General features: G+C 36.9%; 11 protein-coding genes. 4 read left to right on the plus strand and 7 right to left on the minus strand.

The window, feature by feature from the left end; translation table 11 throughout:
- Window positions 1-364: 364 nt before the first annotated feature.
- Genes fusA through rpsL form a run of 3 tightly spaced genes read right to left on the minus strand, consistent with a single transcriptional unit; the run spans window position 365 to window position 3,375 of the window.
- Window positions 365-2,458 carry an elongation factor G gene (gene fusA / locus ACZ2M0_RS05450; protein ID WP_034980473.1) on the minus strand — a complete coding sequence of 698 codons (2,094 nt, stop codon included), beginning with the start codon at window positions 2,456-2,458 and terminating at the stop codon, window positions 365-367.
- Between the two features lie 24 nt (window positions 2,459-2,482).
- On the minus strand, window positions 2,483-2,953 hold the full coding sequence (gene rpsG / locus ACZ2M0_RS05455) for a 30S ribosomal protein S7 (RefSeq protein ID WP_034980476.1): 471 nt from the start codon (window positions 2,951-2,953) through the stop codon (window positions 2,483-2,485).
- 14 nt (window positions 2,954-2,967) lie between these two features.
- Entirely contained in the window at window positions 2,968-3,375 is a 408-nt protein-coding gene (gene rpsL / locus ACZ2M0_RS05460) for a 30S ribosomal protein S12 (RefSeq protein WP_034980479.1), read from the minus strand.
- A gap of 186 nt (window positions 3,376-3,561) precedes the next feature.
- On the opposite strand from rpsL, the gene ACZ2M0_RS05465 reads away from it, so the two are divergent.
- A complete protein-coding gene (locus ACZ2M0_RS05465) occupies window positions 3,562-4,251 on the plus strand; it encodes a prepilin peptidase (RefSeq protein ID WP_490058786.1) in 690 nt (229 codons plus the stop codon).
- Between the two features lie 71 nt (window positions 4,252-4,322).
- On the opposite strand, the gene ACZ2M0_RS05470 is transcribed toward ACZ2M0_RS05465, so the two are convergent.
- Window positions 4,323-4,835, minus strand: a complete 513-nt coding sequence (locus tag ACZ2M0_RS05470; RefSeq protein WP_198213044.1) for an ECF transporter S component — start codon at window positions 4,833-4,835, stop codon at window positions 4,323-4,325.
- Between the two features lie 208 nt (window positions 4,836-5,043).
- Here ACZ2M0_RS05470 and ACZ2M0_RS05475 point away from each other — a divergent pair, with 208 nt between their 5' ends.
- A complete protein-coding gene (locus ACZ2M0_RS05475; RefSeq protein WP_490058787.1) occupies window positions 5,044-5,412 on the plus strand; it encodes a DUF3021 family protein in 369 nt (122 codons plus the stop codon).
- A 70-nt stretch (window positions 5,413-5,482) separates the two neighbouring features.
- Here ACZ2M0_RS05475 and rpoC read toward each other — a convergent pair whose 3' ends face one another.
- From rpoC to ACZ2M0_RS05490, 3 genes are all read right to left on the minus strand, one after another.
- Window positions 5,483-9,142 carry a DNA-directed RNA polymerase subunit beta' gene (gene rpoC, locus ACZ2M0_RS05480; protein WP_490058788.1) on the minus strand — a complete coding sequence of 1,220 codons (3,660 nt, stop codon included), beginning with the start codon at window positions 9,140-9,142 and terminating at the stop codon, window positions 5,483-5,485.
- A gap of 16 nt (window positions 9,143-9,158) precedes the next feature.
- Entirely contained in the window at window positions 9,159-12,797 is a 3,639-nt protein-coding gene (gene rpoB, locus ACZ2M0_RS05485) for a DNA-directed RNA polymerase subunit beta (protein WP_490058789.1), read from the minus strand.
- A gap of 210 nt (window positions 12,798-13,007) precedes the next feature.
- Window positions 13,008-15,506: an ATP-dependent Clp protease ATP-binding subunit gene (locus ACZ2M0_RS05490; protein ID WP_490058793.1), complete on the minus strand. Its 2,499-nt coding sequence runs from the start codon at window positions 15,504-15,506 to the stop codon at window positions 13,008-13,010.
- 707 nt (window positions 15,507-16,213) lie between these two features.
- On the opposite strand from ACZ2M0_RS05490, the gene ACZ2M0_RS05495 reads away from it, so the two are divergent.
- Both ACZ2M0_RS05495 and ACZ2M0_RS05500 read left to right on the plus strand, forming a co-directional pair.
- Window positions 16,214-16,945: a type II toxin-antitoxin system death-on-curing family toxin gene (locus ACZ2M0_RS05495; RefSeq protein ID WP_052697095.1), complete on the plus strand. Its 732-nt coding sequence runs from the start codon at window positions 16,214-16,216 to the stop codon at window positions 16,943-16,945.
- Between the two features lie 48 nt (window positions 16,946-16,993).
- Window positions 16,994-17,158, plus strand: coding sequence for a hypothetical protein (locus ACZ2M0_RS05500; RefSeq protein WP_156962767.1), 165 nt, complete (start codon window positions 16,994-16,996; stop codon window positions 17,156-17,158).
- The last annotated feature ends 89 nt before the right edge of the window (window positions 17,159-17,247 follow it).

Below are 17,247 nucleotides of genomic sequence, written 5' to 3' on the forward strand. Positions count from 1 at the left end.
TACCGACACAACCTCTGTGGCAATGCAGCCTGGTGTGCCGCAACCTTTTGTATCAATGCTTTACAACAAAATGTGCTTTAAGGCAGACTATGCCCTAGACACACAAAAAATAGTATAACCGTTTTAAGCTTAATTATCAAGGATTAAAGGAACTTTTTTCATCTTTTAGAATAGAAAAATACAATTTTTATACTTTTTTAAATAAAATCCTTAATTTTATGTTTAAGAAGTCTACTACAAACAGAAAAATTCTCAAATAATTTATTCAGAAACGAAATTTTTGATAAAAAAAGAGCCACTGGCTTTACCAATAGCTCGATTTTTATAGTTAATAACTTGTTTTTATATTATTAATTATTGAAAATTATTCAGCGTTACCGCCACGTTTTTTGATGATATCCTCTTGAATAGACTTAGGAGTTGGTGAGTAATGATCAAAGACCATCGTAAATGTACCACGGCCTTGAGTTGAAGAACGTAAGGTTGTAGCATAACCAAACATTTCTGCCAGAGGAACCATTGAATTCAACACTTTAGCGCCGGCACGATCTTGCATGTTATCCATTGTACCACGACGAGCAGTAATTGAACCCATTACGTCACCTAAGTAATCTTCAGGTGTGATAACTTGAACCTTCATAATAGGTTCAAGGATAACTGCACCAGCCTTAGGTGCAGCATTTCTCAATGCCAATGATGCAGCAACTTTGAAGGCAGCTTCAGAAGAGTCGACTTCGTGGTAACTACCGTCATAAAGTTTAGCTTTTACATCAATCAGTGGGTAACCTGCCAAGATGCCGTTCTTCATAGATTCTTGCAAACCAGCATCAACAGCAGGGATAAATTCACGAGGAACAACACCACCAACAATGGCGTCTTCAAATTCGTAACCTTTTCCTCTTTCATTTGGTGTAAATTCAATCCAAACGTCACCATATTGACCTTTACCACCTGATTGACGCACAAATTTACCTTGTGCTTTAGCAGGCTTAGTGAAGGTTTCACGGTAAGCAACTTGTGGTTCACCAATCTTAGCTTCAACGTGGAATTCACGCTTCATACGTTCAACCATGATTTGCAGGTGTAATTCACCCATTCCGGAAATCAAAGTTTGACCTGTTTCAGCGTTTGTTTCTGCTCTAAAGGTTGGATCCTCTTCAGTTAATTTTTGCAAAGCAACATCAAGTTTGTCACGGTCAGCTTTTGATTCTGGCTCAATTGAAACTTGAATAACCGGATCTGGAACTTCCAAACTTTCCAAAATTAATGGGTGATCAGGATCAGTTAATGAATCACCGGTAGTAGTATTCTTTAAACCGATAGCACCAGCAATATCACCGGAGAATACTTCAGAAATTTCACTTCGTGAGTTAGCATGCATTTGCAACAAACGACCAACACGTTCACGACTATTCTTAGAAGCATTCAAAACATATGAACCTGATTCAAGTGAACCAGTGTAAACACGAATATAAGTCAAACGACCAACAAATGGATCAGTAGCAATCTTAAACGCCAAAGCGGAAAATGGCTTTTCATCTCCAGCAACTAATTCAACTTCTTCACCAGTTTTTGGATCATGAGCAACATAAGGCTTAACATCTAACGGAGATGGTAAGTAATCAACAACACCATCAAGCATCATCTGTACACCCTTGTTCTTAAAAGCTGAGCCTGCAAATACAGGGAAAATCTTCAAGTCCAATGTAGCTTTACGAATAGCAGCTTTTAATTCATCAACGGAAATCTCATCACCATTAAGGTATTTTTCCATGATATCATCATCAACATCAGCTACTTGTTCAATTAATTCGGAGCGACGTTTTTCAGCTTCTTCTTTGTATTCATCAGGAACAGGAATAGTATCCCATTTGGAGCCAAGCTTATCTTCATCATAAACATCAGCTACCATGTCAAGTAAGTCAATAACACCTTCAAAGCTTTCGGCAGAACCAATTGGCATTTGCACAGCTAGAGCATTGGCATTTAAACGTTCGTGCAAAGACTTAACAGATTTGTCAAAGTCTGCCCCAATCTTATCCATTTTGTTTACAAAAACAATTCGAGGAACACCGTAAGTTTCAGCCTGGCGCCAAACATTTTCAGTTTGAGGTTCCACACCAGCTTGAGCGTCAAGAACAGTTACGGCACCATCAAGAACACGCAAGGAACGTTCAACTTCGATAGTGAAGTCAACGTGTCCAGGGGTATCGATAATGTTAATTCTGTAATCTTTCCATTGTGCAGTAGTAGCTGCAGAAGTAATAGTGATACCACGTTCTTTTTCTTCATCCATCCAGTCCATTTGTGAATCACCCTCATGGGTTTCACCAATTTTATGGATCTTACCAGTGTAATAAAGAATACGCTCTGTTGTGGTAGTCTTACCCGCATCAATGTGGGCCATAATACCAATGTTACGTGTTTTTTCTAATGGAAATTCACGCTTATTAGCCATAGATTTTTTCCTTTCCCTAAAAAATTAGAAACGATAGTGTGCAAATGCACGGTTAGCTTCAGCCATACGGTGAACATCTTCACGCTTTTTAACAGCTGAGCCAGTATTGTTTGAAGCATCAATAATTTCGTTAGCCAAGCGTTCATCCATAGTATGTTCATTACGTAAACGAGCGTAAGAAACTAACCATCTTAAACCTAAAGTAGTTCTTCTTTCAGGACGAACTTCAACTGGAATCTGATAGTTTGAACCACCAATACGGCGAGCTCTAACTTCCAAAACAGGCATAATATTATTCATAGCTTCTTCAAAAACATCAAGTGGCTCTTTGCCGGTCTTTTCTTTAACAATGTCAAAAGCATCATAAAGAATGGATGAAGCCTTAGCTCTTTTACCATCGATCATTAAGTGGTTGATCAACTTAGTTACAAGCTTTGAATTATATACTGGATCCGCTAAAATATCTCTTTTAGCTACATGTCCTTTTCTAGGCATTATTTAACTCCTCCTTAATCTTTCTTGGCACCGTATTTGGAACGTCCTTGCTTTCTGCCTTCAACACCAGCAGTATCAAGAGCACCACGAATAATATGGTAACGAACACCAGGAAGGTCCTTTACACGACCACCACGAATTAACACAACAGAGTGTTCCTGTAAATTATGGCCTTCACCTGGAATATAAGCAGTTACTTCAATCAGGTTAGAAAGACGAACACGAGCATACTTCCGCAAAGCTGAGTTTGGCTTCTTTGGTGTCATAGTGCCGACACGAGTTGCAACTCCACGCATTTGGGGCGCTGGGTTAGCTACTAATTCTTTCTTCATACTGTTGTAACCATAGCTTAAAGCTGGTGACTTTGATTTAGTCGTCTTAGTATGACGGCCTTTTCTTACCAATTGGTTAATGGTTGGCATTAAATTTTCCTCCTAAAAAATTCATTATTTTGTTCACACATCCAGGAGTTTCTTTTTTAAGTCCCAGATAATCATCAAAATACACATTGACTATTGTACTCGCTTGTCGCAAAAAAGCAAATTATTTTTACTAATTGAAAAGCAGATGATATTTTTTGCGTATTTGATTTAAGCGAGGTAAACAATATGAAATGGATTTTTGGAATCAGCAATTTTTTGATTGGTACATGTCTAGCTTCTCATGCATGTGTAATTATCGAAAGACTCGGCAAAGAAGACTTTATCTTCAGTCGCTCAAAATGCACTAATTGTAATCAACAGCTGTGCTTGTTAGATGAAATACCTTTAATTTCCTATTTAATACTTAAAGGTCGTTGCCGTTATTGTAAAATTCACATCCCCTGTGAATATTTTTTAACAGAATTTTTAGGCGGTTTCGCTTTTTATAAAATTGATTTTAGCAGCATACATGATATTTGTACGGCGATTGTTTTGTTTAGTCTTCTACTAGCTGCTATCAGCGATTATCAGGTTCAGGAATTCGATATTACACTGGTACTGCCTGCACTTGTTATTTCGCTTCAACATATAATGAATAATTTTTATAGAATTAGCACTACTGATCTCATAGAATTTTTACCTATTTTTTTGTTTTTTCTTTTTGAGACAGTTAGAAAAAAATGTGGTAGTGGAGACTTAATAGTCTACCTAATCTTATCTTTCTACTTTAACTCCCAATTCGCCAATTTAACTTTTTTAATTGCTTCAATAGCTTTGCTTATTGTTTTTTTGGGCAGTAAAATGAGCAAAAAGGAGCCTGTTGCTTTTATTCCTTTTATTTATATTGGATTAATCATTCAACTTTTGTGCAAATAAAAAGCTGGGATCCATATAAAATGAAATAGCAGCTTTAATAAACTAGTAAAAATAATTTTTTCACGTAAGTATTAGTTGTATCTTGCCATCAGATTTTGAAAACTAGGCAGCAGTACTATGGCTATAACAACTCCGACTACTCCTTGAATTGTATTGGTAAAAAGACTGGCAAGTCCTGCAGCCCAAGTATAAAGAACTGTATTAGTGATAAAATAGCCACCTACCATAAAGAATACTCCTATAGCTCCGGCGACAGCACCTTTGACTAATTGATTTTTTAAATTCCAGTATTTAAAGACTAAACCAACAAAAAAACCTTCTAAACCATGGACAACAAGAGAAAATAACATGAACTGCCCATATCCACCAAGAAGATCAAGTAAAAATCCAGAAAGACCTCCAACTATGCCTCCGGCCATTGGACCGTATAAAAGCGCCACTATATAAATAATCGCATCACATAAATTAATATTTCCATGAGTCAAGGGCATAGGAATAATAAAAATTCGACTAACCACAACGTTAATCGCTGTTAGTAATGCCAATAGTACAAGTCTCTTTAAAGAAAAATCATTTTCCCTCAATTTCAACATCCCTCTCATGATTTTTTCTGATTATATCATTTTTTAATCATAATATCACTAATTATTCATAAAATTAAAAATTATAAAATATATACGGCACTTTTTCTCATTAAATATAATCCAGTTTTATCACCTATTTTCTTTTGCGTTTTAACCTATGATAAAATCTTATGTATAAAAAACATTTAAAATTAATTGAGGAAAAACGATGCACTACATTTTATCTGCAGCAATACGTGGCGCCATACCTTTTATCATTATGAGTATATTTTCATGGATTATGAAATTACAACATATCGATGATTATAGCGTTAAATCAACATTTATCACGGGACTAATAATAACTGCAGTTGCAGCAACCTCTGTTATTTATGATGTCAAAAGTTGGTCATTAACAAAACAATCTGTCGTTCATTTTCTAATCATGCCGGTTACCATATATCCTTGTTTAGTATTCAGTGGCTGGTTCCCAACTAAATCAATACTAGACTTAGTAAAAATATTTGGTTTCTTTCTGATTGTTGGCATTATTTTATGGACAATATCATATATTTTATTTGGTAGGATTTTAAAGTAATAAATTTGAACAAACAAAAAACTGCTCCGTTAGGAATTTCTAACGGAACAGTTTTTTTGATTAATTGAGTTTATGATTCCCTAGCCTGATCGGCTTCCTTCATCTTCTTCTCAATGTCTGCAATTGAGTAAACAGATTTAGGTTTCTTTACGTCTGACTCAGGCTCCATATCACGATAAATTGGAAGACCAGTACCAGCTGGAATGATCTTACCGATAATAACATTTTCCTTTAACCCAAGTAATGGATCATTCTTGCCACGAATAGAAGCATCTGTTAGAACACGAGTTGTTTCCTGGAATGAAGCAGCTGATAAGAAACTGTTAGTTTCAAGGGCAGCCTTAGTAATACCCAGAATTACACTTTGTGCAGTTGCAGGAATACCACCTGAAATAATCACAGACTTGTTACGATCCTTAAACTGATTAATATCCATTACCTCTCCCGGTAAAAGATCAGTTTCACCTGGATCAAGCACACGAACTTTTTGCAACATTTGTCTTGTCAATACTTCAACGTGTTTATCAGAAATATCAACACCTTGCATTCTATATGCTTTTTGAACTTCAACCAAAATGTACTCTTCAGTAGTTAAGGTATCAGTAACCTGAATCAATTCTTTGGGATCGATAGAACCAAGAGTCAATTTGTCACCACGATGAACTTCATCACCCTCGGCAACAGCAACTGAAGCAGTATAAGGCACGCTGTAACTTCTAGTATCGATTCTGCCTTTTACGGTAATCTCACGAGTATGTTCAGCAGGATTTTCCTGAATTGAGTCAATTACTCCATCTACTTCAGAAATTACAGCACGTCCTTTAGGATTACGAGCTTCAAACAATTCCTGCACACGAGGAAGACCTTGAGTAATATCTTCAGCTCCGGCAACACCACCATTATGGAAAGTACGTAAAGTAAGCTGAGTACCAGGTTCACCAATAGATTGAGCAGCAACCGTACCAACTGCCTCACCTACTTCAACTTCTTCGCCAGTAGCAAGGTTCATTCCGTAACATTTGCGACAAACACCATGTGGCGTATCACAAGTTAAAATCGAACGAATTTTAACATTAGTTACACCAGCATCACAAATCTGATGTGCTAAATCTTCATCCATCATGACATTGCGACCAACAATTGTCGCCCCAGTCTTCGGATCCTTCACTGTTTCAGCAGTAAAACGACCAAGTAAACGATCATAGAGCGGTTCAATTAATTCGTCACCTTCCATGATTGCATGAACATTAATACCGCGGTCAGTACCACAGTCGTCATCACGAATAATAACATCCTGTGCAACATCTACTAGACGACGAGTCAAGTAGCCAGACTGAGCAGTCTTCAAGGCGGTATCGGTCATTCCCTTACGAGCACCATGAGTGGACATGAATAATTCTAGAACTGATAAACCTTCTTTAAAGTTAGAAGTAACTGGAATTTCAAACAAACCACCATTCGGTGTTGCCATTAAGCCACGCATGCCAGCAAGTTGAGTAAAGTTGGAAATGTTACCACGAGCTCCAGAATCGGCCATGATAGTAATAGGGTTACGTGGGTCATAAATCTGGGCAATTTCATCTTGAACTTGATCTTTACAATCATTCCAAATGCTAATTACCCGGTCGTGTCTCTCATCTTCAGTGATTAAACCACGTCTAAACTGTTTAGACACAACATCTACTTGTTTATGGGCTTTAGCAACTTTTTCATCTTTATCTTGAATTTCAGGAACATCGGTCATGCCGATTGTAATACCAGAAGTAGTTGAACTGGTATAACCTAAAGTCTTTAAGTCATCAAGGTATTCTGATGTTCTTTGAACCTTATAATATTTGTAAATTGTAGCAATTGAATCGGACAAGAATGACTTCTTAAATGGTGTAGAAATCAAATCATTTGCGACACTATCAATTTTTTCATGAATATCTTCGCCTGGTTCCAAGAAATACTTGGCAGCAAGTGGGTTATTTAAATTTTCTTCAGTTGGCTCATTAACGTAGAAGTAGTCATCTGGGAAAATCAGATTAAAGATGATTCGACCATAAGTAGTGACAAAGATGCCATGCTCATAACCTTTAGGCCATGCCTTTTTTGGCATTGAATCTGCAGACATTCCAATAATAGTGTGATAATGAATGTCACCATTATTATAAGCAACGGTAGCTTCATCAGGTGAATTGAAAATCATTCCTTCACCTTCACGGCCTTTTTCAGCTTGAGTTAGCCAATAGTTACCTAAAACGATATCCTGTGATGGAGTAACAATAGGCTTACCATCCTTAGGAGCCAAAATATGGTGAGCAGCTAGCATTAACATCCGTGATTCAGCAACAGCTTCGTCAGATAATGGCACATGGATAGCCATCTGGTCACCATCAAAGTCAGCATTATATGCTTCACAGGCAAGAGGATGCAGTCGAATAGATTTGCCCGGCACTAGAACAGGTTCAAAAGCTTGAATACTTAAACGGTGCAAAGTAGGTGCACGGTTTAGTAATACCGTTCTTTCCTTAATGACATCCTCAAGTACATCCCAGACATCATCGTCTTCGCGGTCAATTTTCCGCTTAGCGCTCTTAATATTGGTAGCAATCTTACGCTTAACGAGTTCATGCATTACAAATGGTTTGAACAATTCCAGAGCCATTGGACGAGGAACACCACATTGATAGAACTTAAGCTTTGGTGAAACATCGATAACTGAACGACCGGAATAGTCAACACGTTTACCTAATAAGTTTTGACGGAAACGTCCCTGTTTACCCTTAAGCATGTGCGATAAAGATTTCAGCGGACGATTACCTGGTCCGACCACAGAACGACCACGACGACCATTATCAATCAATGCATCAACGGCTTCTTGCAACATCCGTTTTTCATTTTGCACAATGATATTAGGAGCATTTAAGTCAAGTAATCTCTTTAACCTATTATTACGGTTGATAACACGACGGTATAAGTCATTTAAATCAGAAGTTGCAAACCGACCACCTTCTAGTTGGACCATTGGTCTTAAATCTGGTGGTATAACCGGAACAGCATCAATAACCATCCATTCAGGCTTGTTACCAGAATCTTTAAAGGCGTCAAGAATATCAAGACGTCTGATTGCTCTAGTCCGTTTTTGACCGGTTGCAGTTTCCAATTCTTTCTTTAAATCGGTAACTTCTTTATTCAAATCAACCTTACGGAGTAAATCACGAATTGCTTCTGCACCCATTTTTGCGGTAAAACGATTGCCATATTTTGCCTTTTGTTCACGGTACTCAGCTTCCGTCAAAAGTTGTTTAAATTCAAGGTCAGTGTCGCCTGGATCAATTACAATATAAGCCGCAAAATAGATAACTTCTTCGAGAAGTCTGGGAGAAATATCCAAAATAAGTCCCATTCTTGATGGAATACCTTTAAAGTACCAAATATGAGTAACAGGTGCAGCCAATTCAATATGACCCATCCGCTCTCTTCTAACTTTAGAGGAGGTAACTTCAACACCACAGCGATCACAAACGATCCCGCGGTATCTCACACCCTTATATTTACCACATGCACATGACCAATCTTTTGTCGGTCCAAAAATTCGTTCATCAAATAAACCGTCTTTTTCCGGCTTTAAAGTTCGATAATTGATAGTTTCCGGCTTTTTAACTTCACCGTATGACCAGCTACGAATTTTATTAGGAGAGGCAAGACCAATTTGCATGCTTTCAAATTTATTTACGTCGATCAAAAGTTTAACCTCCTACTTATTGAGAAATCTTATTATCATCGTCAGATTTATCTACAGGGACCTTCGGTTCTTCTGTCTCCGTTTTATTATCTTCAGAATCAGCGGTTTCTTCGGCTAACTTCTTCCGTTGTTGCTCTTCCGCCATCTTGGATAGGGTATCAATGTTCAAATGCTCATTTGAATCATCATCCATATCACGCAATTCAATTTCTTTATGATTCATATCAAGAACACGTATATCCAAACCTAATGATTGCAGTTCTTTAACAAGAACACGGAATGATTCCGGAACACCTGGCTTAGGAATTCTTTCACCCTTAACTATTGCTTCATATGCTTTAACACGACCAACAACATCATCTGATTTGTAGGTCAAAATTTCCTGCAGAGTATATGCAGCACCGTATGCTTCAAGAGCCCAAACTTCCATTTCACCAAAACGCTGCCCACCAAACTGTGCTTTACCACCAAGAGGTTGTTGCGTTACTAATGAGTAAGGCCCAATTGAACGTGCGTGAATCTTATCATCAACCATGTGAGTCAATTTCAAATAGTGCATGATACCAACGGAAACGCGGTTATGGAATGGTTCACCGGTGCGGCCATCGTAAAGAACGGTTTTACCATCTTTATCAATACCAGCCTTATGAACAGTATCCCAAACATCGTCTTCATTGGCTCCGTCAAATACAGGTGTAGCCACATGAATACCTAGGTTATCTGCTGCACGGCCAAGGTGTAATTCCAAAAGCTGTCCAATATTCATACGTGAAGGAACACCCATTGGGTTTAAACAAATATCTACTGGAGTTCCATCTGGCAAATAAGGCATGTCTTCTTCTGGCACAACTGCGGCAACAGTACCTTTATTACCATGACGACCAGACATCTTATCTCCAACTTGGATTTTTCTCTTTTGTGCAATATAAACTCTTACTAAAGTATTAACACCAGGAGAAAGTTCATCACCATTTTCTCTGGTATAAACTTTGACATCGCGGACAATACCGCCACCACCGTGAGGAACACGCAATGAGGTATCACGAACTTCGCGTGCTTTTTCACCAAAGATAGCATGAAGAAGTCTCTCTTCTGCTGATAATTCAGTAACACCTTTAGGTGTAACTTTACCAACCAGAATATCTCCATCATGTACTTCGGCACCTACACGAACAATACCTTGACTATCAAGATCTTTAAGTGCATCTTCACCAACATTTGGCAATTCACGAGTGATTTCTTCAGGACCTAGTTTAGTGTCTCTAGCTTCAGATTCATAATCTTCAATACTAATTGAAGTATAAACATCATCTTTAACAAGCCGCTCAGAAAGCATGATGGCATCTTCGTAGTTATACATATTCCAAGTCATAAAGGCGATAACAGGATTTTGACCAAGAGCAAGTTCACCATGATCCATTGTCGGACCATTGGCAATAACTTCACCTTTTTCAACCTTATCACCTAAATTAACGTTAGGAGTTTGATTGTAAGATTTTGAATTATTTGAACGACGATATTTTTCCAGTGTATATTTATCTAATGTGCTGTCATCGCGTCTAACTCTAATTGTGTTAGCATCAACATATTCAACAGTACCAGCAGCTTTAGCCAAAACAGCAGCTCCTGAATCATGAGCCGCACGATACTCCATACCTGTACCGACAAGGCAGCTATGAGGATTAATCAAAGGTGCAGCTTGTCTTTGCTGGTTAGCTCCCATTAATGCACGGTTAGAGTCATCATTTTCCAAGAAAGGTATACATGCAGAGGCAACCGAAACAACCTGCTTAGGAATAACGTCCATGTAGTCAATTTTATCTGGACTAACTTCGACGTTATCTTCTTTATGACGTGCTAAAACAAGATCATCTTTAAATGAACCGTCCGGATTAAGTGGAGTATTAGCACCAGCAATAATATAGTTATCTTCAACATCAGCTGTAAGATAATCAATCTTGTTAGTAACTTTGTGTGTCTTCCATGAAACACGACGGTACGGTGTCTCAATAAAACCGTATTTGTTAATCACTGCATACGTAGCAAGAGAGTTAATCAAACCAATGTTTGGACCTTCAGGAGTTTCAATTGGGCATAAACGACCATATTGAGTATAGTGAACATCCCGCACTTCATATCCTGCACGGTCACGAGTTAAACCACCAGGCCCTAAAGCTGACATACGACGCTTATGCGTTAATTCGCCAAGCGGGTTATGCTGGTCCATAAATTGTGACAATTGTGATGAACCAAAGAACTCTTTGATGCTGGCTACAATTGGTCTAATGTTAATCAATTGTTGTGGTGTAACGGTTGAAGGATCCTGAATTGACATTCTTTCTCTTACAACACGTTCCATACGAGCCAAACCAATTCTAAATTGATTCTGCAGCAATTCGCCCACGCGACGAATACGACGATTACCAAGATGATCAATATCATCGGTTGTACCAATTTCATCTTGTAATAGGAAGAAATAATTAATTGATGCTAGAACGTCAGCTGGTGTCAAATATTTAACTTTTTTATCAATATGACCATTAGAAATCAATTTGACAACACGTTCTGGATTTACTTTGGAGTAAACTTTAATTTCCTGGACGTTAATTGGATCAGGTAATACGCCTTCTTGAGATGGTTGGTAAGTAACCATCTTAAAATCATCACGATCAAGATACTTTTCAAGTGTATCCATCACTTCGTGGGTTACAATAGTACCTTTTTTAGCAATAATTTCACCTGTATCAGGATCTGCTAATGTCTCTGCCAAAGTTTGACCATATAAGCGACTCTTTAAAGATAACTTTTTGTTAACTTTGTAGCGACCAACAGGTGCTAAATCGTAACGACGTGGGTCAAAGAAACGTGCATAAAGCAGTGATCTTGAAGAATCAGTTGTCTTTGGCTCACCAGGACGTAGACGTTCATAAATGTCCTTTAATGCTTCAGCTACACGAGAATCAGCTGGATTCTTATGGACGTCCTTATCCAAAGTAAATTGTAATGTATCGCTTTGGCCAAAAAGATCTAAAATTTCATCATCTGAACCAATTCCAAGAGCTCTGACTAAAACAGTCAAAGGCAATTTACGAGTACGGTCAACTCGAACATAAGAAACATTTTTAGCATCAGTTTCATATTCAAGCCAGGCACCACGGTTAGGAATTACTGTAGTACCAAATATTTGGCGACCATTTTTATCATAATCGCCAGAATAATAAACACTTGGCGACCTAACCAGCTGCGAAACGATAACTCTTTCAGCACCATTAATAATAAATGAGCCAGATTCAGTCATTAATGGCAAATCACCAAAGAAAACATCTTGAGTTTTAATCTCACCGGTTTTTTGATTAGTTAATTTTAAAGTAACGTGCATGGGAGCAGCATAAGTTGCATCATGATCACGTGCTTCGTCAACGGTATATTTTGGCTTTTGCAGTTTATAGCCCAAATATTCCAGGGAAAGCTTACCTGAAAAGTCACTAATTGGCATGATATCGTCAAAAACGTCTTTAATACCCTCATCCAAAAACCATTGGTATGATTCGGTCTGCACATCTGTCAAGTTAGGCAGATCCAGCACTTCTTTAATGCGGGAAAAGCTACGTCTTGTCCGATGTTTGCCAAAATTCACTACGTGTCCATTTAACAAGGAGAAAACACCCTTTCTGTCAGAGAAAGCTAATATTACATTTTGATTACAAATTCAAAAAGCCGGAATTTTATGCATAAAAAAGACAAAAACAACAATTGTCGTTTTTGTCCTTTATTATTTTGCTGGACAATAGATCAGCAAAATCCTGAAAATCAGCCTTTTAATCACGCACTACTATAACAAACTATTACAAGTGTGTCAATTAATTTACTTTGCCCCTACTAAGTTATTTTTATCTTCTTTATTAACTTCAAATTTTAAATGATTGTGACTGCAACCAATTTTAAGAATATCACCACTATTAAGATCGCCCTTGATCAACATTGTAGCAATTTCATCTTCAATATCTTTTTGAATTGCACGACGCAGGGGTCTTGCGCCCATTTCGGGATTATAACCATCTTTTGCAATTTTATCTAGAGCCGCACGAGAAATTTTGAGCTGTACGTCTTGCTTATGCAAACGATCTATTAGTTTACGAGTTAAAAGAGTAACAATTTGACGTAATTGTTTTTGATTAAGCTCATCAAAAATGACTGTTTCGTCAATTCTATTTAAGAATTCAGGTCTAAAGAACTGTTTTAATGCTTCACGAACGCGATCCTGTCGCAGTTTTATCTGACTCGTATTATCAGCATTAAATCCTACAGCTTTAGTTTCAAACAGCGAACGGGAACCCAGATTAGAGGTCATAATAATAATTGTATTTTTGAAGTCTATCTTCCGACCCTTGGAATCAGTCAAAAAGCCATCTTCCAGAACTTGTAACAATAAATTAAATACATCTGGATGGGCCTTTTCTACTTCATCAAATAGTACGACCGAGTATGGATGCCGACGAACTTGTTCAGTCAATTGACCGCCTTCATCATAACCAACGTATCCTGGAGCAGAACCAATTAACTTACTATTAGCAATTTGATCCATATATTCAGACATATCAATTCTAATCAAATTGTTTTCAGAACCAAATATGGCTGCGGCAATTGCTTTTGCCAATTCGGTTTTACCAACACCTGTCGGTCCCAAAAACAAGAAGGAACCAATCGGTCTATTTTCATCTTTAATACCGCTGCGACTACGGCGCACTGCCCGGCTAACAGCAGAAACTGCTTTTTCCTGACCAATAATCCGTTTATGCAGGTCTTTTTCAAGGTTAGCCAAATGCTTGGTTTCATCACGATTCATTTGGGTAACAGGAACACCAGTCCAATTTGAAACTACCTTTGCAACATCTTCTGCTTGCACTGTAGCATCCTTGTTAGTTGCCAAATCAAATTTGGCTGTTAATTCGTCCTGTCTTCTTTGTAAACTGTTTTGTCTTTCTTGGAGTTGCGCAGCCTTGACAAAGTTCTGATTAACAGCAGCATGATTTTTTTCACTAATAACTTTTTCAATTTGATCATTAATTTGCAGCAACTGGTTATTAGAGCCTTTACCGGATTTAATTTTAACAGCAGCACTTGCCTCATCAATCAAATCGATTGCTTTATCCGGTAAGTAACGATTAGAAATATAGCGACTTGAAAGATCAACAGCATTTTCTAATGCAGACTGTGATATTTTTACGTGATGAAATTTTTCATATTTTGATTTCAGTCCGTTTAAAATTGCCAGCGTTTCAGTGCGAGAAGGTTCATTCAATCGTACAATTTGAAAACGACGTGCTAATGCTTGATCCTTTTCAACATATTTTTGATATTCATCAAAAGTTGTGGCACCAATCATTTGAATATCGCCACGCGCTAAAGATGGCTTTAAAATATTAGCTGCATCAATTGAGCCTTCAGCGCCACCGGCTCCAATCAAAGTATGCATTTCATCCACAAAAAGAATGATGTTGCCATTTGCAGTGATTTCTTTAATGATTTTTTTCATGCGGTCTTCAAATTCACCACGGTATTTAGTGCCGGCAACAAGACCACCTAAGTCAAGTGACACCACTTGCTTTTTTAATAAATCGTGTGGAACTTTTTTCGCAACAATTGCAGTTGCTATCGCTTCTGCCACTGCCGTTTTACCAACACCCGGTTCCCCAATTAAAACCGGATTATTTTTATTACGCCGGGATAAAATTTCAATAACTCGAGCTACTTCTCGATCTCGACCAATAACAGGATCTATTTCACCATTTTCAGCTCGTTCGTTTAAATTAACTGAAACCTGATCAAGAGTTGGCGTACTTGAATTTTTATTAGTGCTTTCTTCAGTGCCATTAAAACTGGACCAGCTACTATCATCAGATTGATCACTGTTATCCATGTCTTGTTCGTCTTCACCTAAACTGTGTAAAATGTCATTACGCAAACCATCAAGATCAATATTTAAATTACGTAAGATTACAGATGCCAATATTTGTTCATTGAGCACCATGCCTAATAGAATATGGCAGGTTCTAATTTTAGAGGAACCTTCACGTTCTGCTAAAGTGCCAGCATATGCCAAGACCATGCTGAGGCGCGGTGACATTTGCATGTAACTGGTTTTACCAGCTGAACCATAGCCTGTATAACGTTCAATTTCTTCACGAATCGCTTTCGGTGTTGCACCCCAAGCCCGCAAATTTTTGCCGGCTTCACCATCAGATTCAATTACCATCGCAAGTAGTACGTGTTCAGTACCAATTAAACGATGATGAAAATTCTGTGCTTGTTCACGTGCAATTTCTAATACTTGATTTGCACTGGTTGTATAAGATTTTTTCATCATTGCACCACCTTTAAAAAATGACGTGTATACACTATAAACCTTTTTGACAATTTGTAAAATATTCTGTTTGAAGCAGAAATCATAGTGTCAAAAAACTTTGCAATCATTATATCAAATACAAGCAGTTCGTGCGACCCAATCCTTCTTTATTATTTAAATTAGAAATAATTTTTCAACAGAATACTTGTGCAAGAATCTTAGTGGGCTGTTATAACTTCCAAAAAACTAAAAATTCTCATACTAGCAAAAATAAATTACCAACATGAGAATGTAACTGCATATTATTGGGAAAACAGATATTGTACTCAGTTCTTAAAATACCTTTATATCAACGATTATAGCAATAATTTCGACATATGAAGTCGATTTTAGCCTTTCCAGACGTATAAGATATTTCGTACATTGAAGAATACTAACCATTAAGTTAAAAAACTATAAAATAATTGATTACAGCTGGTTATGCTAACAAATGTTGCCCTAATCTAAAAATAAATGTATTGTTTTCACCTAATAAAATTCAATATATTTATTTCCTTAAACTAGCTTTTATAACTGTTTTTTTATATTATTGCTTTGAGTATTCTAAATGGTTAGTGACAAGAATTTATACTCGAGAACTAAACAGAAGAAGTTATAATGCCAATACGCTTCCTAAAGATAATGATAAAATTTGAACATAATATAATTTTTATATGAGAAACAGTATGCAAAGATTTCACTATAAAAACCAAGAATATGATGGACTTGTAATTTTTCCTTTTGATCCCAACGCAAAAGATAATACAATGCAATTAAATGAATTTGCTGAAATAATTGGTGAAGGACTACTTACCAAAGAAAAGTGGAAACCAATACCTACCGAAAGCAATAGGAATAAGATAGTGCCAAATGAAGATGGTACATCAATTATGGAAATTCCAACTTTAAATGGTTTAAAGAAGTTACTGGCTATAGCTCAGCCGATAAGTTATTTAACAGTAAAACGAACTTGTGAACTAAACTTTAAATCTCAAGAAATTTTTAATGAAGAATCATATAGCGGTGACTATTATTTAAAAGAGCCTGGCATAATTGAAAACTTATTATACAGAGTTGAGAATTCAATTGTTTTCGGAGAAAATCGTCTACCAACAATAATCACTAAAGCTGCTAGTCTATGGTATACAATCGCCAGATACCAGGCATTTAGCAATGGGAACAAAAGAACAGCTTTATTAGCAACTGTAGACTTTTTGCAAAATAATTTTTTGATCTTTAATTTAGGGCCAAAAACGGACTTAGAAAAACAGCTCTATAACGTTTCACTTAAAATTGCTAATGATGAGTATTCGGAAGAAAACGTCAAATTATTTATTAAGGACCATGTTATAGTAGATTTTGATATGCTTAATTACCTTATAACTTACGTTCCACAGTTTAAAATAATAGACAGTTGAATTTAATTGTGGTAGTTTGTAGAATTAGGAAGGTAGGAGGATAACATCATGGAAAATAAATTTAGATTAATTTCTCCTTCTGAAGAACAAATCAGAAAATCATCTAGGCCTAGAAGTAAACAAGAAGAACAACTTATACATGAATATAGAAATAATCAGATTCAGAATAATAAACCTTTAATACGAGTTTTAAAAAGGTTGAGTAAAACTTAAATGGCTCTTTGTCAAATCCTGTTGATAGAGCTTAAATGAATAGAATCAAGCAGCTAATAAACTGCTTGGTTCTTTTTCTTTTACCTTGT

The sequence above is a fragment of the Lactobacillus sp. VURO6/B1 (VP7) genome (genome assembly GCF_058139575.1).

Coding starts and splice junctions, on each gene's coding strand:
- fusA (WP_034980473.1), bottom strand. CDS start 2,458: ATGGCTAATAAGCGTGAATTTCCATTAGAAAAAACACGTAACATTGGT.
- rpsG (WP_034980476.1), bottom strand. CDS start 2,953: ATGCCTAGAAAAGGACATGTAGCTAAAAGAGATATTTTAGCGGATCCA.
- rpsL (WP_034980479.1), bottom strand. CDS start 3,375: ATGCCAACCATTAACCAATTGGTAAGAAAAGGCCGTCATACTAAGACG.
- ACZ2M0_RS05465 (WP_490058786.1), top strand. CDS start 3,562: ATGAAATGGATTTTTGGAATCAGCAATTTTTTGATTGGTACATGTCTA.
- ACZ2M0_RS05475 (WP_490058787.1), top strand. CDS start 5,044: ATGCACTACATTTTATCTGCAGCAATACGTGGCGCCATACCTTTTATC.
- ACZ2M0_RS05490 (WP_490058793.1), bottom strand. CDS start 15,506: ATGAAAAAATCTTATACAACCAGTGCAAATCAAGTATTAGAAATTGCA.
- ACZ2M0_RS05495 (WP_052697095.1), top strand. CDS start 16,214: ATGCAAAGATTTCACTATAAAAACCAAGAATATGATGGACTTGTAATT.
- ACZ2M0_RS05500 (WP_156962767.1), top strand. CDS start 16,994: ATGGAAAATAAATTTAGATTAATTTCTCCTTCTGAAGAACAAATCAGA.